The following is a 19038-nucleotide window of genomic DNA, read 5'->3' on the forward strand; positions in this document are numbered from 1 at the left end:
GCTGAAAGAGAGCATCGCCATGTTCCCTCACTCATCCACCTCACCGGAGGCGTCGTCCCGCTCTGCCGAGCCAGGCCGGAGGCAGAAGCACCGCAGCCGTCGGTTGTACCAGCGTCGGAGTCTCTGGGCGGCCGTCGGTCTGGCGGTCGTGGGCGGTTCCGTGGTCGTGGTCAACACGGCCTCGGCGGGGACCGTGGACACGAACGCCTGGTACGTCCTGGTCAACCGCAGCACCGGCGAGGCGTTGGACGCCCCCGCCTACGCCACGAACGACGGTGCTCCGCTGGCGCAGTGGAGCCGCAACGGCGGGACCAACCAGCAGTGGAAGTTCATCGACTCCGGTGACGGGAACTACCGGCTGCAGAACCGGAACTCCGGCAAGGTGCTGGACGACTACGACTGGTCGAGGACCGAGGGCTCCGAGCTGGTGCAGTGGAGCGACCTGAACGGCGCCAACCAGCAGTTCCACATGGAGAACTCGTCGGACGGCTACGTGCGTCTGATCAACCGCTTCAGCGGCAAGGCCGTCGAGGTCCCGGGCGGGTCCAAGACAGAGGGGAGCCACATCGCCCAGTACCACGACTGGAACGGCCCCCAGCAGCAGTGGCAGCTCGTCCCGGCCGGCAGCGTCAGCGGCACCGGGAACGCGGGGAGCTCCGGCAGCGGCGCCACGCCCACCACGCCTGCTGCGCCCACCACGGCCGCCAAGCCTTCCGCGCCTGCCAAGCCCGGCGCCGGCGTTCCCGCGAGCCAGGCTCCGAGCGGCACCCGCCCGGCGTCGGCGCCGCCGGCCCCCGCTCCGACGTCTGCGGCCGCCCCCGCCGGCGGGAGCTCGACGAAGAGTTTCATGGGCAGCAACACGGTGCTCGTCGGCGGCATGATGAACGAGGCCTCGACGAGCGCCGCGCCGTTCGACATGCGCTACGCCTATGTGCACAGCCAGCCCGCGCCCTCGTCGGACTACTACTCGGCAGCGCTCTGCAAGGCCGCGTGGTCGAGCTGGTGGGGCTGCTGGAGCGGCGAGACCACGGCGCCCGGCTTCTACGTGACCTGGAACGACGACCACGTGACCAAGGCGACGTACCAGGGCAAGCCGCGCCCGCAGAAGAACTTCTGGACCTGGTACTCGCTGCGCGACCTCGGAGACCTGGCGGGCCAGGGCGACGGCCCGGGCGAGGTCGTCGCCATCAACAGGGCCGACCTGCTCACCCGCTACATGAACGACTACCGCTTCTTCCTCCAGAAGATCGGCAACTCGCAGGACGCGATCGACATCGAGCCCGACTTCTGGGGCTACGTCCGGTCGCTCGGCAACCCGCACCAGATCGCCGCGCAGGTCAAGGCCGCGAACCCGACGGACTGCGGATCGCAGGAGAACAGCGCCGTCGGCCTGGCCCAGTGCCTGATAGCGATGGCGCACAAGTACGCGCCGAACACCGGCGCCGGGTTCCACCTCACCTGCTGGGACTGGACCAGCAACATGCAGAAGTGCGTCAACGACTACACGGACCTCGGGGCGAAGAACGCCGACTTCCTGGTCGCCGACGTGGTGGACCGCGACGCGGGCTGGTACGCGCTGCCGGCGAACGGCGGCCGTGACACCTTCTGGAACGACCAGAAGGCCGCCGCCGCACTGGGGTGGTACAAGACGATGGCCGAGTCGGTGGGCAAGCCGGTCGTCCTGTGGCAGATCCCCCTGGGCAACATGGCGCAGAACAACACCTTCGGCCACTACAAGGACGACAAGGTCGACTGGTTCCTCTCGCACATGGACCAGGTGGCGAACGCGCACGTCGCCGCCCTCCTGTTCGGCCCGGGGCAGCAGGAACAGACCACGGTCGAGTCCGACGGCGGGAACCTGATCAACAAGACGACCGCGTACCGCACCTCGGGCGGCACGCCGCTCAAGTAACTGTCCGCAGCCTGGAGCAGGAAGTCGGCCCGTCCGACTTCCTGCTCCGCACATCAGCCGTGGCTGGTGTCGATGACGCAGAAGACGTTGCCCTCGGTGTCGGCGAGCACCACGAAGTCCGGGTCCTCCGGGTACAGGTCCCAGTCGACGTCCCGGGCACCCAGTGCCAGCAGCCGCTCGACCTCGGCCGCCTGGTCGGCGGCGTCGCGCGCATAGAGGTCCAGGTGCACGCGCGGGTGCCGCTGCACGGGCGATTCGCTGAGCCCGAGGGCGAGTTGGACGCCCGTGCCCGCCGCGGGTTCGAGCACCGTCCAGTCGTCCTCGACCAGGCCGCCGCGCGGCACGTAATCAAGGGCGGCCGTCCAGAACGCGACGGCGCGGGCCATGTCGGAGACGCCGAGGACGAGGGATCCGATGGTCAGCATGCGCCCATTGTGGCCCTGGCCGTTTACTGGCGCTCCAGTCATCCGGATTGCTTCGCCTGGCTGCGGCGGGCGTAGGCCCGGGCCGCGCGCACCCGGTCGCCGCAGCGCACCGAGCACCAGTGCCGGGCGGCGTGGGTGCGCACCAGGAAGCGCGTGCACGGGCTCGCTCCGCAGGGGGCGAGGCGTTCGGCGTCCGGGCCGGTGAGCAGGTCCGCCGCGTCGGCGGCGATCGCGGCCATGGCGTGGTCGGCGATCCGGTCGGCCGGATGGACCGCGGCACGGTATGGCCCGCCCTCTCCGTCCCAGTGCAGCAGTGCGGCCACGGGGGTGGCGGTCAGCGCCGCGTTGACCGCGTCGACGGCCTCGGGCGCCGGCACCGTCCCCCCGCTGCGCGCCGCGAGGAGGGTCCGCAGATGAGTGCGCAGTTCGCGCAGCCGTCCTGCGCAGGGCTCGTGGAGCACCGCGTCCGCGCCGGCCAGCCCCCGTTCGACCAGCCACTGAGTGGCGGCGGCCGGGGTGGCCAGCAGGTCGAGGCGGCCGGCGGGCAGCACGAGCTCGCTGTTGGCGAAGTCGAGGGCGACGTACCGGTCCGCGCCCGCCGCAGGTGGTGGAGGGGCAGTGGCGGTCTCGCCCGGGGCTTTCATGACGCTCACGGTTCTCATGCTAAACCTTGCGCTCTTCCGTGATGGCCAGTTAGGTTTCATCACGTCAAATTCCGCAGTTACCCGTGAGGTGAACCCAGCATGGCGACCATCCGCGCCTTCGGCGGCCCGACCACGCTCATCGAGTTCGGCGGCCTGCGCTTCCTCACCGACCCGACCTTCGACGGGCCCGGCGACTACCCGACCGGCAGCGGCTACGCGCTCACCAAGACCGCGCCCTCCGCCACCACCCCCGCCGACCTCGGCCCGGTCGACGCCGTCCTGCTCTCCCACGACGAGCACCCGGACAACCTGGACGCCTCCGGCCGCGCCCTGCTGCCGACCGTCCCGCTCGTGCTCACCACCACCAGCGGCGCCCGGCGGCTCGGCGGCACCGCACGCGGCCTCGCCCCCTGGGACTCGGTGGAGTTGACCCGCCCGGACGGCGGCACCGTCACCGTCACCGCCGCGCCCGCCCTGCACGGGCCCGAGGGCTGCGAACCGGTGATCGGCCAGGTGATCGGCTTCGTGCTGACCGCCCCCGACCTGCCGACCGTCTACGTCAGCGGCGACAACGCCTCGCTGCCGCTGGTCAAGGAGATCGCCGACCGCTTCGGCCCGGTCGACACGGCGGTCCTGTTCGCCGGCGCCGCCCGCACCCGGCGCTTCGACGGCGCACTGCTCACCCTGGACAGCGCGCAGGCCGCCGAGGCCGCCGTCCTGCTCGGCGCCCGGCGCGTCGTGCCAGCGCACTTCGACAGCTGGGGGCACTTCACCGAGGGGCGCGAGGCGCTGGAGGCCGCTTTCACGGCGGCGGGGCTCGGCGACCGCCTGGACCTCTCCTGACCGGCAGGACCGGCAGGACCGGCAGGACCGGCAGGACCAACGAACAAAACCACCAGGCCGAGCAGCACCACCGCCCGCAGTGCCGTCGCCTCAGTCGTTCTGGTTGTCCGCCTGCGTGTGGAGGGCGGTGAAGAGCGCGCCGAGGCGGGCGTTCCAGTCCTTGGTGGTCGGGCCGTCGATGGCGTGCCGCTTGCTCATGTCGCGAACCACCTTCTGCGCGTCCTTCAGGTCCTGGGCCGCGTCGTCGGGGCTGCCCTCGTTGAGGCGCGCCGAGGCATCGTCCAGGATGCGCAGGAGCTCCACCTGACCGCCGCGGTCCTTCCCACCCACCTGGGTCTGGGCGACGGCCTGGCGCAGCGCGTTCAACTGCACGGCCGGCGGCTGGTTGCGCGGGACGGTCGGGGTGGGGGCGGGCAGACCGGGCACGGTGGTGGGCGCGGCGCTCGGGCCCGGGGCGGTCGTGGCCGGCGCGGGCGCCTGGGTCGCGGGTGCGGCGGCGGCCGGCTTCTTGGCGGCCGCGTTGCCCGGCGGCGTGTCGAAGGCTGTGAGGGCGATGGCGGTGACCCCGGCCAGGCCGGCCACGCCGAGGGCGCCCAGGACGAGCGGTTTGCGGCTGCGCGCGGGCCTGGCGGGCGCCGGGGGCGCCATCGGGACCGGCGCCATCAGGGAGGTGGCAGCGGGGGCCTGGGGCGGGAGCACGGTGGTGTGCTGCTGGTTCGACGGGAGCGGCGGCAGCATCTGGGTGGGCGCGGCGGTGGCGAGCAGCTCCGCCGTCGGGTCGCCCACGGCCAGCCCGGGGACGGTGGCGAGGAGCTCGGCCCGCGCCGCGGTGGCGTCCGCCGGGCGGTCGGCCGGGTTCTTGGCGAGCAGCCGCAGCACCACGGCGTCCAGCGCGGGCGGCAGCCCGGGACGGCGCGCGGACGGCGGCAGCGGCTGCTCGCTGACGTGCTTGAACGCGATCGCCACCGGGGTCTCGGCGGTGAACGGCGTCCCGCCGGTCAGCATCTCGGTCAGCACGCAGCCGACCGCGTAGAGGTCGGTGCGGCCGTCCAGCGCGGAGGCGGTCGCCTGCTCGGGCGACAGGTACGCGGCCGTCCCGAGCACCGTGGCGGTCTGGGTCAGGTTGTTGGAGGAGCCGGCCCGGGCGATGCCGAAGTCGACGACCTTCACCCCGCCGTCGTCGGTGATCATGATGTTGCCCGGCTTGATGTCCCGGTGCACCAGCCCGGCCGCGTGCGCGACCGCGAGCGCCTCGCACACCGCCGCCGCGATGCCCACGGCGCGCTCCACCGGCAGCTGCGGCTGCTGGGCGAGGACGGCCGCCAGCGAGCGCCCGTTCACCAGCTCCATGACGATGTACGGCGAACCCTGGTCCATGCCCGAGTCGAAGACCATGACGACCTTCGGGTGCACCAGCATCGCGGCGTGCTGCGCCTCCCGGGAGAACCGCTCGGCGAAGCGCGGGTCGTCGGCGAGGCCCCCGTTGAGGACCTTGACGGCCACCTGGCGTCCCAGCACGCGGTCCACCCCGCGCCAGACGGTGGCCATGCCGCCGACGCCGAGTATCTCGACGAGTTCGTAACGCCCGTTGAGCGCCCGTCCGATCACCTGGAACTCCCCTCACGCCGGGCCCGGGGTCCCGGACCGCCTCGTGCACCCGTGCACGATAGCCGCCGGCGTCCGTGCCGCCCGGCGCGGTGTCCGGGCCGGTCCCGGCCGAGGCCGCCGGAGGACTCCACGCGCGCCGTGGTGGCGGCGGTTCCGCCTGCCTGCCACGAAGCCCGCCTGCCGGGAGGCCCGTCTCCCGGGAGGGGGAGGCGGCCGGGGAACCGGGCAGCGGATCCCCGACCGCCCGTTCGGGGTGTGTGTGGCCCGCCCGGACTGCGGGCGGGCGGGCCACACGTTCCGGGCCGGCCGGGCCGGCGGCGCGTCCGGGGTGAGCGCCTGCCGGTCCGGCCGGGGGCCGGCCGGGTGGACGGTGGGCACGGGGGAGCCGACCGGCCACCCGGGGTCTCGGGTGGTCGCCGCGGCGCCGCGGGTGTCGCGGTGCCGCAGGTCCTGCGGTGGTGCTGGTTACTGCGGTGGTGCTGGTTACTGCGGTGGTGCCGGGTACTGCGGTCCTGCGGTCCTGCTATCCGGGTGGGCGGCGGGCCCGGGGGGATTCGCCCACCGCCCACCCGGAGTCCTGTGGGTCACCCCTGGGCGGCCTGCCGGTCCTGCCCGCTGGGGCGGACGTCGGGCAGTGCGGGCGACGCCGGGAGCGTCGGCGTGGTCCGGCCGGGTTTGGGCCCGCCACCGTTGGTGGTGTTCCCGCCGCCGTTGCCGCCGGAACCGCCGTTGCCCTTGCCGCCGTCGACGCCGCTGCCGCCCGCGGCTCCGGAGCCGTTCGCGTTGCCACCGCCGGAGCCGGCCGCGCCACCGGAGCCTGCCGCGCCACCGGAGCCGGAGCCCTGACGGTCGTCGTGCGTCGGCTGCGGGGTGGCGCTGCGGTGGGCGTCGTCGCCCGCCCGGCCGAGCGCCTCCCCGCAGTAGTCCTCCACCTTGTCCGGGCCGCCCGCCTCCTCGACCAGCAGGGTGAACACCGGGTCCAGGACCAGCTGGCGCGGGTGCTCGCCCTTGCCCTTCCGGTCGGTGAACGTGTGGCAGAGGGCGACCATCGCGGCGGACGCGGGCGGTGTGGCCCGCCCCGTCGCGGAGGGGGTCCCGGGCGTCGGCGAGGCCGACGGCCCGAGACCCTGAGCGCCTCCGCCGGAGCCGCCGGCGGAGGGGCCGTTGTACGGCCGGGCGGACTGGCCGCCCGGCGTGGTGGTGCCCGGCCCGTGCCCGGACGTGGGCAGCGCGCCCGTGGCGCCGCCGCTCGCGAGGGTGCGCTCGGGCTCGGTGCCGCTGCCGCTGCCGATCGACAGGTTCCCGGTGCCGGCGGCGACCGCGACCCCGCACAGCGCCGTGGCGCTCAGCACGGCGGCAACGGCCTTCGTGCTGAAGGCCCTGGCGAGGGCGGCGGTTGCCATCGGTCGTCTCCGGACGGGTGCGGTCGTTGCTACGGGGTCGGGCGCGAGACGGGCCTCCCGGAACGCGGTCAGGGCGGCCTGCTCCCCGGTCAGCTCGGCGGCCGTCGCTGGGGCGGCTGCCGCGGCGAGTACCCGGGCGACCTGCCCGGCGGCGTCGCCGTCCGGTCCGGTGAGCGAGGCGTCCTGCCCGGCCGACGGGCCGCCCACGGCACCGCCGAGCAGCTGCTCGGCGGCGTCACGGTCGATCCGACGGGATCGGTTGGTGCTCATCTCATGTCCTTCAGCGTCGCGGCCCGGCGTTCTGTCACACCCTGCGGAGAAACTTTTTTCGCGGCCTTCCGGGCGGCCCTCCCGGAGGGTGCCCCCGGCTCCTGTCCGGCCGCCCGCGCGGCCGGGATCCCGCGGTCGGATCCCGGCCCCTCGCCCGGCCCCTCACCGGGCCCGAACGACTGCTCCAGCAGCTTGGCGAGCCGCCGCAGCCCCCGGTGGGCGGCCATCCGGACGGTGCCGGCCCGCTTGCCGAGCACCTGCGCGGCGCTCTCCGCGTCCAGCTCCATCACCACGCGCAGCAGCACCGCCTCTGCCTGGTCGCGCGGCAGCCGGGAGATCAGCGCGAGCGCGTCGCCGGTGCCGACCCGGGCGAGCGCGGCGCCCGCGGTGTCGTCCCCGGCGGACAGTTCGGCGAGGTACTCGAACGGCAGGTCGGCCACCGGGCGACGGCGCCGGGCCCGCAGGTAGTCCAGGGCGCGGTTGCGGGCGATGGTGGCCGCCCAGCCGCGGAAGCCGTCGCCGTCGCCGGAGAAGCCCCGCAGGTCGCGGGCGACCTGCAGCCACGTCTCGGAGGCGATGTCCTCGGCGTCCTGCGCGTCCTCGGGCCGGCCCCCGACGAGGACCCGCAGGTAGCGCAGCAGGCCGGGCTGGACGGTCCGGAAGAGGAGCCGGAACGCCTCCTCGTCACCGTCCTGCGCGGCCCGCACCGCCTCGGTCAGGTCCGCGGGAGCGGGGGCCGGGCCCGGTGGCGGGGCGGCGGGTGGTACTGGTCCGGACCGGCCTTCGGGGCTGCCGGTGCCCGCTCCGGGGCGCTCTGCACTCTGCACCCGCCACATCATGCGCCATCCGCGCGGCGCGGGCGGGCCTGACCTTGGACCGGCCCGCCCGGGGCCCAAGGTCCCGCGGACGACCGCCCTTCGCCCACGGCCGCGGCGGGGCCGCCAGGCCTACGTTGTCCGTGGGCGAATCGACCGGGCCCGCCGCCACCTCGTGACCGCAGCCCCCGTCCGGGGCGTGCCGTCCGTCACGCCCGCGCCTCCGTGCGCCCCCGCCCCACCGGCCTGCGCCGACCCCGCGCCCGGCCCGTCCGCAGCCACCCGCAGCCGCCCGGAAGGACCTCCATGACCGCCGCCCGCGAGTTCCACGCGGCGGGGCTGCGCGACCACCTCGCGCCCGCCCTGCGCGCCCTGGGCCTCACCGGGTGGCGCCGCACCTTCAGCCTCCCGGACGAGACGCACTGGCTGCTGCTCGGCCTGGTCGAGCGGCCCGCCGCCGACCGGGTCCGCTTCACCTTCGGCCTCAGCGTCGTCCGCCGCGCCGACTGGGCCGCCGCCGGCCTGCCCGGGCACCGGCCCGACCCGCGGACCGTCCACGGCATCGAGACCTGGCGGGCCCGGATCGGCGAGGTGCTGCCGGTCGGCGACGACGTGTGGTGGGAGGTGCTGCCCGGACCGCGCTGGCAGGTGGCGCTGGACGACGCGGCGGCCGCCGTCCGCCACTACGCCCTGCCCGAGCTGCGCCGCCGGGCCGAGCGGGACCGCACCGGCGCGGGCGAGGCGTACCTCTCCCCCGCCGACCTGGACGACGTCAACGCCGCGCTGCTGACCGCCGCGGTGCCGCGGATCCGGCGCGCCGAGCTCGTCGCCGGGGTGCTCGTCCTGACCGGCGCCTGGACGAGGGCCGATGCCACCGCCCGGGCCGTGCTGGAGGGCACCGCGCTCGGCTTCCTCTCGGCCGGGGACGAGCGCTTCCACGGCGTGCGCTGTGCGGACACGCTGGGCCGCGCGCTGTGGACGTTCACCGCGGCCGAGGCGTGAAAGCACAGGTCACCGGCCCTTCTCTGCACCCCGGCGAAGGCGGTGTCATGACGGGCACCATGACGTCTGTCATGCGGATCAGGCAACGGACGGCACTGATCTGACGGAGGGTCGCGCCGGAAGACTGGAGGCACGACGCGGGCACCGGCCCCGCGGCCACCAGCGGGGAGGAACCCACCATGAGCCAGACCCTGAGTGCCGTCGCCACCGAGGCCGCCACCACCCCGGCCGGCGCGGAGAAGCAGCCGAACCCGGTGGGCTCCGCGTTCCGCCCGCTCCTCCTGGACGTCGCCGCCCCGCTGGCCGGCTACTACCTGCTCCACTCGGCCTTCGGGATGAGCGAGTTCGCCGCCCTCGCCTGGAGCAGCGCCGTCCCGGCCGGCCGGACGGTCTTCGGCCTGCTGCGCGAGCGCACCCTCAACCTGTGGGCCGCGCTGATGCTGGCGGTCAACCTGGCCGGCCTGGCGCTCACCTTCCTCACCGGCGACGCCCGGATGATGCTCGCCAAGGACGGCCTGCTCAGCGGCAGCGTCGCGGTGGCCGTCCTGGTCTCCGCCCTCGTCGGCAAGCCGGTGATGACCCCGGTGCTGATGCCCTTCCTGACCAAGGGCAACCACGCCCGCGCCGCCGCCTGGCAGCGGCTGGCCGAGGGCCGGGCGGCCGCCTCGCGCTCCTTCCACCGCCACGAGCGCGTCTTCTCGGGCATCTGGGGCACCGCGCTGCTGGCCGAGTGCACCGCCCGCGTGGTCGGCGCCTTCACCCTGCCCGTCTCGACCATGGCCTGGCTGTCCACCGTCTTCCTGATCGGCGCCATCGTGGCCGGCTCGATGCTCGGCCAGATCGCCGCCGAGCCGATGGAGAAGCTGCTCACCGCCGAGACCGACGCCCCGACCGCCGCCTGACCTGCGCCTCTTCCTTCCGAACGTCCGAACAGCGGGTTTCCGCCGGTCGAACGGCGAGGAACCATCCGGATCTCCCGATAGTCCTTCATAACGAGGGGGTAACGGGCCCCCGGACGACGAAACGGGGAACCCTGTGAGCGAGCGGAGCGAGCGAGCCATGAAGAGGTGCACGTGGGTGAATGCCCCTGCCGAGCGCAGCGAGGTGGGAGCATGAACCGGACGCACGCGCAGACCACCACCGAGGACCGCACCCTCGTCTGGGACGGCTGCCTGAACGTCCGCGAGCTGGGCGGACTGCCCACCGTCTCCGGCCGCCCGACCGCCCGCGGCGCGATCGTCCGGGCCGACAACCTCGACCGCCTCACCGCCGAGGGCTGGGACGCCCTCCTCGACCACGGCGTCCGCACCGTCGTCGACCTGCGCAACGCCGAGGAGCACAAGCCGCTCCTCCCCCGCCCCGAGGGCGTCGAACTGGTCCGCGTCCCGCTGGACGAACTCGCCGGCCCCGCCTGGTGGGAGACGTACGGACGGCTGGACGGCACCCCGCTCGCGCTCCGCCCCTACCTGGACCACTGCCCGCACGCCGCCGCCGAACTGGTCACCACGGTGGCCGGCGCCCGGCCCGGCGGCGTGGTCGTCCACTGCGGTGCCGGCCGCGACCGCACCGGCCTCGCCGCCCTCCTCCTGCTCGCCCTGGCCGGGGTCCGCCCGGCCGCGATAGCCGAGGACTACCTGCTCAGCGGCCCCAACGTCCGTCCGCTGTACGGAATGCTGGGCCTGCCGGACCAGTACCGCCGGATCGATGCGGTGCTCGCCGAGGCCGGCACCACCGCCGAGGCCGCCCTGGCCGACACGCTCGACGGCTTCGACCCGGCCGGCTACCTGCTCGCCGCCGGGGTCACGCCGGCCGACGTCGCCGCCGTCCGGGCCCGGCTGGTGCCCGCGGCCTGACCGCTGTCCGACCGCCGTCCGGCCGCTGCCCGACCGCCGCCGGACCGCCGCCGGAGCCGGTCGTTCACCAGAGCCGGTCGACCGTCCCGGGGTGGAGGGCGATCCGGCGGTGCGGGAAGTCCGCCCGGTGGCGCTCGGCGCGCGCGGTGAAGAAGGCCGCCATCGTCACCTTGTCGAAGCCCTCCCGGTCGCTGGGGAACGGATCCTCCGCCGTGCCCCCGACCAGGACCGCGCCCGGCAGGCACTCCCAGCCCGCGCTCTCGTAGAAGCCCCGCAACTCGCGGTCGCAGGTGAACAGCCCGAGGTCCGCGCCACGCTCCCGGGCGGTGGCGCGGGCCGCCGCCACCAGCCGCCGGCCGTGCCCCAGACCCCGGCAGGCCGGGTCGGTGACGACGGTGGACAGGCCGCTCGCCGCGTACGTCCGCCCGGCGTGGACGATCTCCTTGGAGAGCACGTCCAGCGCGGCCACCACGCGGGCGCCGTCCAGCAGCAGCATGGAGAGCGGGCGCAGGGCCGGATCGTGCACGGGCGCGGCGGACGGACCGGGCGGGCCCGGCCACGCCAGCTCCTGCAACTCGGCCACCCGCAGCTTGAGTCCGGCGGGCACCTCGGCCTCGGGCAGGGTGATGATCCGCAGGTCAGCCGCCATGTCCGACTCCTTCGCTCCACTCCGTCATCCGACCGCCCGAAGCCTACCCGGCAGTATCGTCAACTATCGGTTGACGATGCAGGATCGACAACCTACGGTTGACGCATGGAGAATCCCGTTGTTCCCAGCACGACTCCGCTGCGCCTCGACGACCTGATCACCGCGATCAAGAAGGTCCACACCGACGCGCTCGACCAGCTGTCCGACGCGGTGATCGCCGCCGACCACCTGGGCGAACTCGCCGATCACCTGATCGGCCACTTCGTGGACCAGGCCCGCCGCTCCGGCGCGTCCTGGACCGACATCGGCCGGAGCATGGGCGTGAGCAAGCAGGCCGCCCAGAAGCGCTTCGTCCCCAAGGACCCCGCCACCCCCGACGACCTCGACCCCAGCCAGGGCTTCGCCCGCTTCACCGACCGCGCCCGGCACGTCGTCGTGGTCTCGCAGGAGGAGGCCAGGAACGCCGGCAACGCCGAGATCACCGCCGAGCACCTGCTGCTCGGCCTGATCGCCGAACCCGAGGGCATCGGCGCCAAGGCGCTCGCCGCCCAGGGCGTCGGCGCGGAGGCGGTCCGCGCCGCCGCCGGCGCCGCCCTGCCGGCCCCCGCCGCCGAACTGCCCGCGCTGATCCCGTTCGACGCGCAGGCCAAGAAGGTGCTGGAGCTGACCTTCCGCGAGGCCCTCAAGCTGGGCCACAACTACGTCGGTACCGAGCACATCCTGCTCGCCCTGCTGGAGCAGGCGAACGGCACCGGCGTGCTCGCCGACCTGAACGTCGACAAGGCCGAGACGGAGACGTTCGTCTCGGAGGCCCTCACCGCCATCGTCGCCGCCCGGAGCGAGGACCCGAGGCAGCCCTGAACCACGGACGGGCCCCGCGAAGGTCGACCGCCCCGGGGCCCGCACCGCTCTCCCGGCGCCCCGTCAGAATCCCGACACGTTCGTGGTGACGATACGCACCCGGCCGTCGACGGCCGCCTCCAGCGCGGCCCGCAGCCGCGCCGAACGGGACGGGCCGAGCAGGACGAGCGCCTCCTCGTCGGGGACCCAGCGGTAGTCGTCGAGCTCACCGGCCGGGACGGTCACGGGGGTGCCGTCCGGGACGGTGCCGAAGTCGAAGAGCAAGTGCTCGGCCGGGTGGTCGAGTTCGTTCGAGGGGTGGGTCCAGGAGATCGCCAGCAGGTCGCCGGCGGCCTTGACGATCCCGGTCTCCTCCTCCAGCTCCCGCGCGGCGCACTCGGCGGGCCCCTCGCCGAGGTCGATCGTGCCCCCCGGGAACTGCCAGTGCTCGCGGTACCCGGCCTTCACGATCAGCATCCGCCCGGACTCGTCCCGCAGCAGGCAGCCGGCCGCCGCGTAGATCCGCGGCAGGGACGCCAGCCACTCCTCACGGGACTTCAAAGGCTCAGCAGACACGGCGTTCCTCCTCGGCGCGGTGCCCACAGCCGGTGGCTGCGGCAACGGTGGTCCCTGCGGCCCCTACTCTGCCACCGCGGCCGCCGGGCGGACGGACGCGGCGGACCCCCGGGCGGACCACCCGGACCCGCGTACCCGAACCGGACCCGCGAACCTGCGCCGGACCTGCGAACCTGCACCGGACCGATGATTCGCGACCGCCGGAGCGGTCCAACCCGCATGGAGACCAAGCGAACCACCACCGGCCGGACGCTCACCTGCGACCTCGGCGCGCTCACCGCCCCCGACCTGGCGGTCGTCGACGCCCTCGCCCGGCTGCGGCTCGCCGCCGCCCGGCACGGCGTGGGCGTGCTGCTGCTGAACGCGAGCGGCCCGCTGCGGGAGCTGCTCGCGTTCAGCGGGCTGGCCGACGTCCTGCCCGTGGCTCCCCCGCCGCTACTCGGCCTCCAACCGGGCCGGGAGGCCGAACAGCGGGAAGAGCACGTCGGTGTCGAGGAAGTTGGTGAGCCCGGTGATCCGGCCGTCTGACACCTCGGGCACGATCAGCGCCCACGGCTCGTGCCCGCCCGCCGGACTCGGCCGGTACTGCGCGAAGGCCGGACCGCCGTTGGCCGTCACCGGGAGCAGGCGCGAGCCGCGGCAACCGCAGCCGGGGCCGAGCATCCAGGCCCGGATCTCGTCCTTGCCGCGCAGCCACATCGCGAACGGCGGCATGTTGAGCGTGACGTCCTCGTGCAGCAGCGCGGCCAGGCCCGCCATGTCGTAGGCCTCGAAGGCGCTGACGTAGCGGTCCAGCAGCGCGCGGTGGTCGTCGTCCAGGGCGGGCGCCGGGCGGGCGGCCGCGCCGTCGCCGGCGAGCACCGCGCGGGCGCGCTGGAGCGCGCTGTTGACCGAGGCCACCGTGACGCCGAGCAGCTCGGCCACCTCGGCGGCCCGCCAGCCGAGCACCTCACGCAGGATCAGCACCGCGCGCTGGCGCGGCGCGAGGCGCTGGAGCACCGCCACGAAGGCCAGTTTCACCGACTCGCGCTGCGCCGCCACGTCGGCCGGGTCGCCCGTCTCGGGCAGCACCCGGCCGTCCGGCGCGGGGCCGATCCACGTCATCTCGGGCAGCTGCGCGTCGCTCGCGGTGGCGACCGTCACCGGGCCGGCCAGGTCCATCGGGCGGGCCCGGTTGTTGCGGCCGTTCAGCGCGTCCAGGCAGACGTTGGTGGCGATCCGGTACAGCCAGGAGCGCAGGGCGGCCCGGCCCTCGAAGTTCTTGTGGCCGCGCCAGGCGCGGACCATCGTCTCCTGCACCGCGTCCTCGGCCTCGAAGACCGAGCCGAGCATCCGGTAGCAGTAGCCGGTGAGTTCCGTCCGGTACCGCTCCAGCTGGACCTCGACCGGCTCCTCGGTGATCACGTCCGTCATCGTGCGCCCCCGTCGCCCTGGCCGCCCTTCGGCCGACGCAACGACCGTACCGCAGGGGTCCGACACGTCGACCCGGCGCGTTCCGGCGGCCGCCCCGACCGGACCTGAGCACGCGTCAGGGGTGGGCGCCCGGCGCGGACGCCCACCCCCGGCGGCAGTGGCGCCGCTCAGTGCGCGGAGTGCTTCTCGGCGCCGCGGTGCCGGTGGCCCTTGAGCTCGGCGTGCATCGCCGGAGCGGCGTGCGCCACCGCCGTCCCGGTGTCGCGCCCGCCGTGGCGGAACGCGTCGCCCGCGGCGTACCCGGCCGCCGCGCCGGAGGTGCCGCCGGTGCGGACGCGTGGAGCGAGCTGCTTGGGGCTGCTGGCCATGCCGCGTCGCTCCAGCAGGTCCTGGGTGCCCTGGCGGAGCTTGGCGGTGCTGGCGGGTGTTCGCTTGGTCATCGTCGGCCTCCCTTCGGCGGTCACCGACGGCGACGGACGTCGGCCGGTGGCCGCTCGGGCGCTGCGCTTCGAAAATCGGACGAGCGCTATGTCCGGATTTTATCCGGCTTGGAGCCGGGTGCCACCGGGAATCCGCACCCGACGGCGGCGCCGCTCAGCCCATGGCCTCGTGGACGAAGCACCAGCGCCAGTCCTCCCCCGGCTCGTACGAGCGGATCACCGGGTGCGAGGAGGCGTGGAAGTGCGCGGTGGCGTGCCGCCCCGGTGAGAAGTCGCAGCAGCCGACGTGGCCGCAGTCCAGGCAGATCCGCAGGTGCACCCAGTCCCGCCGGCCCTCGGCCAGGCAGTCGGCGCAGCCGTCGCCGGGCGGGGCGGGCCGGATGGTCTCGGGGGCCATGGCGAGGTCTTCGCAGGCGGCGGTCATGCCCGCAGGGTAGTGACGCCCGCCCGGGGCGGGGCGCGAAGACACGCCCGAGAAGGGCCGCGGAGCAGCGGCTCACTCCACCCGGGCCGGGCTCCCGTCCGCCGTCCAGCTCGCCAGCAGCGCGAGCTTCTGCGCGGTCGGCGAGCCGGCCGGCGCCGTGAACGCGACCAGCAGCTGCTCCGGCGATCCGTGCACGCCCAGGGTCTCGTAGCCGAAGTCGAGTTCGCCGACCAGCGGGTGCCGGACCAGCTTCACCCCGTGGGTCTTCTCGCGGACCTGGTGATCGGCCCACAGGCGGCGGAACTCCTCGCTGCGCACGGACAGTTCGCCCACCAGCGCACCCAGCTTGGCGTCCTCCGGGTGCAGCCCGGCGTCCCGCCGCAGGTACGCGACCGTCTCCGCCGCCACCGCCTCCCACTGCACGTAGAACTCGCGGGCCGCCGGGTCGAGGAACACCTGCCGGGCGGCGTTGGTGTCGCTCCCCGGACGGGACGAGTAGCCGTGCACCGCGTCCGCCAGCCCGTTCCACGCGAGAACGTCCATCCGGCGCCCCAGCACGAACGCCGGGACCCCCGCCATCATGTCCAGCAGCAGCCTGGTGCCCTCGCGCACCTGCTGCCTCCCGCGCGCGGCGGAGACGGCGGAGGGCTTCGGCGGGCGGGCCAGCGACCGCAGGTGCTCCGCCTCCACGTCGTCCAGGCGCAGCACCCGCGCCACCGCGTCCAGCACCGTGTCCGAGGCGCTGCCGCCCCGGCCCTGCTCCAGCCGGACGTAGTAGTCCACGCTCACGCCCGCGAGCTGCGCCACCTCCTCCCGGCGCAGCCCCGGCACCCGGCGGCGGCCGTGCGAGGGCAGGCCCACCTCCTCGGGCTGGATCCGGGACCGGCGCGAACGGAGGAAGTCCCCCAGGCTGTTCTCCATGCCCGGCAGCGTAGTCCGGGGGACGGCGCGGGAGGGTGGTACTGCCGTTCCCAGGAAAGGAGTTCCCGGGTCCGTGGTTCCCGGGTCCGTGGTTCCCGGGTCCGTGGTTCCCGGGTCCGTGGTTCCCGGGAAGAGCTCGGCCCTGGGTAGCCGTCCGCCGCCGCAGCAGAGTGGTCGTCGTCAGCCCGACCGCCCCAGCCCCGGAGCCTCCCGATGAGCTACCCCGCCCTCGCCACCCGCACCGCCGTCGTCACCGGAGCCGCCAGCGGCATGGGCGCCGCCACCGCCCGGCTGCTCGCCGCCGGCGGTGCCCGCGTCGCCCTGCTCGCCCGCCGCGCCGACCGGCTGGCGGACCTGGCCGCCGAGATCGCCGGGGCCGGCGGCCAGGCCGTCGCCGTCACCGCGGACATCACCGACCAGGCCTCCGTCGACGCCGCCGCCGAGGCCGTCCACGCCGCCTTCGGACCGGTCGACCTGGTGGTCAACAACGCCGGCGTGATGCTGCCCAACCCGCTCGACGACGGCCGCATCGACGAGTGGGCCCGCATGATCGACACCAACCTGACCGGCGCCCTGCGGATCGTCCGCGCCTTCACCCCCGACCTCGTCGAGGCCGCCGCCGAGGGCCGCGCCGCCGACCTCGTCAACGTCTCGTCCATCGCCTCGCACGTCGTCTTCCCCAACTACGCGGTCTACGGCGCCACCAAGGCCGGCCTCACCCAGCTGTCCGCGGCGCTGCGCACCGAGCTCGGCCCCCGCGACGTCCGGGTCAGCGCCGTCGAACCCGGCCTCACCGACACCGAACTCGGCGGGCACATCGACAACCCGGCCCTGCGCGAGCAGCTCGGCGGCATGTTCGAGGCGATCCCGGCCCTGGGCGCGGACGACATCGCCGACCTCATCGCCTACACCGTCACCCGCCCCCGGCACGTCAACCTGCGCCACGTCGTCGCGCTGCCCACCCGGCAGGCGTGAGGGGCCGCTGCTGGCCTCTCGGCTCACGGCGCGCCCTCAGGGGGGCATGGGAGCATGCCCCCCGTGGCAATCGTGACGGGGAGAACGGACGGCGGCACCGGCGGCGCGGGGGCCGACGGTGCCGGGACGGGCGCTGCGCCCGGGCACCTGCCGGGGCAACGGCCCCGGCAGGCGGAGCGCGCTCCCGCGTCCGGGCCGGGCGGGGGCGTCCCTGCTCGGGTGCTCGACACCGGCCGAATACGGCAGCCGGTCGCCCTCGTCCGGCTGCTCACCGGCCTCCTCGGAACCGCCCTCACGCTCCTGCTCGCCGACTACGCCCGCGCCACCACCAGCGGCCTGGCCGCCGACATCTCCGGGGCCACCGAACTGGTGCCCCGCCCCCTGGCGGGCCTCGCCGGCGGCCTCACCACCGCCGCCGTCCTGCTCCTGCCCGTCGGCCTCGCCGTCCGCCGCCTCCTCGGCCCCGACCGGCGGCGTGCCCTCCAGCAGGTCTCGGACGGCCTGCTCGCGGCCGTCCTCGCGTACGGCCTCACCCTCGCCGTCGGCATGTGGGCCGACGGGCTCGCCCCGGCCTCCCTGCTCGCCTCCCTCACCAAGGCCCTGCCCGGCGGGCCCACCGGGCACACCGAGCCCGTGTACGGGTACCTCGCGCCCGCCCTCGCCTTCCTGACCGCCTCCGGCAGCCGCGAACGGCGCCTGCCCTGGACCGTCCTCGCCCTCTCCGGCCTCGCCGGACTCGCCGCCGGCTACGCCACCCCCACCGCGCTCCTCCTCGGGCTGCTCATCGGCTGGACCGCCGCCCACGGCGTCCTCTACGCCGTCGGCACCCCGGACCCGCGGCCCCGGCCCGCCGAGATCCTCCGCGGCCTGCGCGAGAGCGGCCTGCGGCCCACCGCCGTCCATCCGGCCGGGCCCTACCGCCACCTCGTCCGGCAGGCCGACGGCCGCCCCGACCTCGACGTCCAGGTCCTCGACCGCCAGGCCGTCACCGCCGCCGCCCTGCACCGCGCCTGGCGCCGCCTGCGGCTGCGCACCGCGCCCCACCCGCGCGCCCTGCGCTCCCCCCGCACCGGCCTGGAGCACGAGGCCCTGGTCTCGTACGCGGCCGTCGCCGCCGGCGTCCGCACCCGCCGCATCGCCGCCACCGCCGGACTCGGCCAGGACACCGCCCTCATCGCGTACGAGCACCTCGCCGGCCGCACCCTCGACGAACTCGCCGACGACGAGATCACCGACGACCTCCTCACCGACGCCTGGCACCAGCTCGCCCTCCTCCAGCGCCGCGAGATCGCCCACCGGGCCCTCGCCCCGTCCGCCCTCCTGGTCGACCCGGCGGGCGCGGTGCACCTCGTCGACTTCGCGGACGGCGACATCGCCGCCAGCGAACTCGTCCTGCGCAGCGACATCGCCCAGCTCCTCACCACCCTCGCGCTGCGCGCCGGCCCGGCCCGCTCCGTCCGCACCGCCATCGCCGCCCTGGGCCCCGACCCCGTCGCCGCCGCCCTCCCCCTGCTCCAGCCGATAGCCCTGGCCCCCACGACCCGCCACTCCCTGAAGCGCCGGCCTGCGGCCACGGGAACGCCCGGAGCCACCACCGGCACGCCCCTGGTCACCACCCGCCCCGGCACCAACGGCCCTGCCGCCTCACAGACGGCCGCGCCCTCCGGCAACGGCGGGGAAGCCACCACCGGCACCCCCCTGGTCACCACCCGCCCCGACGCCGACGGCCCTGCCGCCCCACAAACGGCCGCGCCCCCTACCGCCACCGGCACGCCCCACACCACCACCCACCCCGACGCCGACGGGCCGACCGCCTCCCAGACGGCCGCCTCCCCCACCGAGGCTGCCGCCGGGAGCCGCCCCGGGACCGCCCAGCCGGCCTCCAGCGGACCCGCCGTCGCCCCGACGGCCACCGCCCACCCCGACACCGACGGCCCTGCCGCCTCACAGACGGCCGCGCCCTCCGGCAACGGCGGGGAAGCCACCACCGGCACCCCCCTGGTCACCACCCGCCCCGACGCCGAC

19 protein-coding genes and 1 pseudogene are annotated in these 19038 nt (G+C 75.2%); 9 read left to right on the plus strand and 11 right to left on the minus strand.

The genetic code is table 11. From position 1 onward, the window contains the following. The first annotated feature begins 148 nt into the window (after nucleotides 1-148). Nucleotides 149-1912, plus strand: a complete 1764-nt coding sequence (locus ACFVU9_RS14075) for an RICIN domain-containing protein (protein WP_387593286.1) — start codon at nucleotides 149-151, stop codon at nucleotides 1910-1912. A 53-nt stretch (nucleotides 1913-1965) separates the two neighbouring features. On the opposite strand, the gene ACFVU9_RS14080 is transcribed toward ACFVU9_RS14075, so the two are convergent. Beyond that, nucleotides 1966-2337: a VOC family protein gene (locus tag ACFVU9_RS14080; RefSeq protein ID WP_380435698.1), complete on the minus strand. Its 372-nt coding sequence runs from the start codon at nucleotides 2335-2337 to the stop codon at nucleotides 1966-1968. A 38-nt stretch (nucleotides 2338-2375) separates the two neighbouring features. Then, complete coding sequence (locus ACFVU9_RS14085) at nucleotides 2376-2981, minus strand: CGNR zinc finger domain-containing protein (RefSeq protein ID WP_387593395.1); 606 nt, start codon at nucleotides 2979-2981, stop codon at nucleotides 2376-2378. A gap of 99 nt (nucleotides 2982-3080) precedes the next feature. On the opposite strand from ACFVU9_RS14085, the gene ACFVU9_RS14090 reads away from it, so the two are divergent. Further along, nucleotides 3081-3824, plus strand: a complete 744-nt coding sequence (locus ACFVU9_RS14090) for an MBL fold metallo-hydrolase (RefSeq protein ID WP_387593289.1) — start codon at nucleotides 3081-3083, stop codon at nucleotides 3822-3824. A gap of 90 nt (nucleotides 3825-3914) precedes the next feature. Here the strand turns inward: ACFVU9_RS14090 and ACFVU9_RS14095 are convergent, their stop codons facing one another. From ACFVU9_RS14095 to ACFVU9_RS14105, 3 genes are all read right to left on the minus strand, one after another. Next, nucleotides 3915-5432 carry a protein kinase gene (locus ACFVU9_RS14095; protein WP_380435694.1) on the minus strand — a complete coding sequence of 506 codons (1518 nt, stop codon included), beginning with the start codon at nucleotides 5430-5432 and terminating at the stop codon, nucleotides 3915-3917. A 584-nt stretch (nucleotides 5433-6016) separates the two neighbouring features. Next, nucleotides 6017-7105: a hypothetical protein gene (locus tag ACFVU9_RS14100; protein WP_387593292.1), complete on the minus strand. Its 1089-nt coding sequence runs from the start codon at nucleotides 7103-7105 to the stop codon at nucleotides 6017-6019. Continuing rightward, nucleotides 7102-7941 (minus strand): RNA polymerase sigma factor, encoded by an 840-nt coding sequence (locus ACFVU9_RS14105; protein WP_387593398.1) that lies wholly within the window; start codon nucleotides 7939-7941, stop codon nucleotides 7102-7104. Before ACFVU9_RS14105 ends, ACFVU9_RS14100 begins: the two co-directional genes overlap by 4 nt. 285 nt (nucleotides 7942-8226) lie before the next feature. On the opposite strand from ACFVU9_RS14105, the gene ACFVU9_RS14110 reads away from it, so the two are divergent. The 3 genes from ACFVU9_RS14110 (at nucleotide 8227) to ACFVU9_RS14120 (ending at nucleotide 10775) form a co-directional block, all read left to right on the plus strand. Further along, nucleotides 8227-8922, plus strand: coding sequence for a hypothetical protein (locus tag ACFVU9_RS14110; RefSeq protein WP_380435690.1), 696 nt, complete (start codon nucleotides 8227-8229; stop codon nucleotides 8920-8922). A gap of 179 nt (nucleotides 8923-9101) precedes the next feature. Continuing rightward, on the plus strand, nucleotides 9102-9824 hold the full coding sequence (locus ACFVU9_RS14115) for a VC0807 family protein (protein WP_387593295.1): 723 nt from the start codon (nucleotides 9102-9104) through the stop codon (nucleotides 9822-9824). A gap of 210 nt (nucleotides 9825-10034) precedes the next feature. Continuing rightward, nucleotides 10035-10775: a tyrosine-protein phosphatase gene (locus ACFVU9_RS14120; RefSeq protein ID WP_380435686.1), complete on the plus strand. Its 741-nt coding sequence runs from the start codon at nucleotides 10035-10037 to the stop codon at nucleotides 10773-10775. A 64-nt stretch (nucleotides 10776-10839) separates the two neighbouring features. Here the strand turns inward: ACFVU9_RS14120 and ACFVU9_RS14125 are convergent, their stop codons facing one another. Then, entirely contained in the window at nucleotides 10840-11424 is a 585-nt protein-coding gene (locus ACFVU9_RS14125; RefSeq protein ID WP_380496713.1) for a GNAT family N-acetyltransferase, read from the minus strand. 105 nt (nucleotides 11425-11529) lie between these two features. Here ACFVU9_RS14125 and ACFVU9_RS14130 point away from each other — a divergent pair, with 105 nt between their 5' ends. Next, nucleotides 11530-12285: a Clp protease N-terminal domain-containing protein gene (locus ACFVU9_RS14130; RefSeq protein ID WP_380496711.1), complete on the plus strand. Its 756-nt coding sequence runs from the start codon at nucleotides 11530-11532 to the stop codon at nucleotides 12283-12285. 63 nt (nucleotides 12286-12348) lie between these two features. Here ACFVU9_RS14130 and ACFVU9_RS14135 read toward each other — a convergent pair whose 3' ends face one another. Beyond that, a complete protein-coding gene (locus ACFVU9_RS14135) occupies nucleotides 12349-12840 on the minus strand; it encodes an NUDIX domain-containing protein (protein ID WP_387593299.1) in 492 nt (163 codons plus the stop codon). A 219-nt stretch (nucleotides 12841-13059) separates the two neighbouring features. Between ACFVU9_RS14135 and ACFVU9_RS14140 the strand changes: the two genes are divergently transcribed. Beyond that, nucleotides 13060-13368, plus strand: a complete 309-nt coding sequence (locus ACFVU9_RS14140; protein ID WP_380435678.1) for an STAS domain-containing protein — start codon at nucleotides 13060-13062, stop codon at nucleotides 13366-13368. On the opposite strand, the gene ACFVU9_RS14145 is transcribed toward ACFVU9_RS14140, so the two are convergent. The 4 genes from ACFVU9_RS14145 to ACFVU9_RS14160 all read right to left on the minus strand — a co-directional run bounded on the left by ACFVU9_RS14145 (nucleotide 13276) and on the right by ACFVU9_RS14160 (nucleotide 16038). Then, nucleotides 13276-14253: a sigma-70 family RNA polymerase sigma factor gene (locus tag ACFVU9_RS14145; protein WP_380435676.1), complete on the minus strand. Its 978-nt coding sequence runs from the start codon at nucleotides 14251-14253 to the stop codon at nucleotides 13276-13278. The two genes, ACFVU9_RS14140 and ACFVU9_RS14145, sit on opposite strands and share 93 nt — an antisense overlap. Nucleotides 14254-14420: 167 nt before the next feature. Next, nucleotides 14421-14693 carry a hypothetical protein gene (locus ACFVU9_RS14150; RefSeq protein WP_380435674.1) on the minus strand — a complete coding sequence of 91 codons (273 nt, stop codon included), beginning with the start codon at nucleotides 14691-14693 and terminating at the stop codon, nucleotides 14421-14423. Nucleotides 14694-14847: 154 nt separating this feature from the next. Beyond that, a complete protein-coding gene (locus tag ACFVU9_RS14155; RefSeq protein ID WP_380435672.1) occupies nucleotides 14848-15117 on the minus strand; it encodes a UBP-type zinc finger domain-containing protein in 270 nt (89 codons plus the stop codon). Between the two features lie 72 nt (nucleotides 15118-15189). Then, nucleotides 15190-16038 carry a helix-turn-helix transcriptional regulator gene (locus ACFVU9_RS14160; protein ID WP_380435670.1) on the minus strand — a complete coding sequence of 283 codons (849 nt, stop codon included), beginning with the start codon at nucleotides 16036-16038 and terminating at the stop codon, nucleotides 15190-15192. 213 nt (nucleotides 16039-16251) lie between these two features. Between ACFVU9_RS14160 and ACFVU9_RS14165 the strand changes: the two genes are divergently transcribed. Both ACFVU9_RS14165 and ACFVU9_RS14170 read left to right on the plus strand, forming a co-directional pair. Then, nucleotides 16252-17013 carry an SDR family oxidoreductase gene (locus ACFVU9_RS14165; protein WP_380435668.1) on the plus strand — a complete coding sequence of 254 codons (762 nt, stop codon included), beginning with the start codon at nucleotides 16252-16254 and terminating at the stop codon, nucleotides 17011-17013. A gap of 63 nt (nucleotides 17014-17076) precedes the next feature. Then, a pseudogene (locus ACFVU9_RS14170) lies at nucleotides 17077-19038 on the plus strand (hypothetical protein); the annotation flags it as partial.

This window comes from Kitasatospora sp. NPDC057936, assembly GCF_042887525.1.
Lineage (GTDB): Bacteria > Actinomycetota > Actinomycetes > Streptomycetales > Streptomycetaceae > Kitasatospora.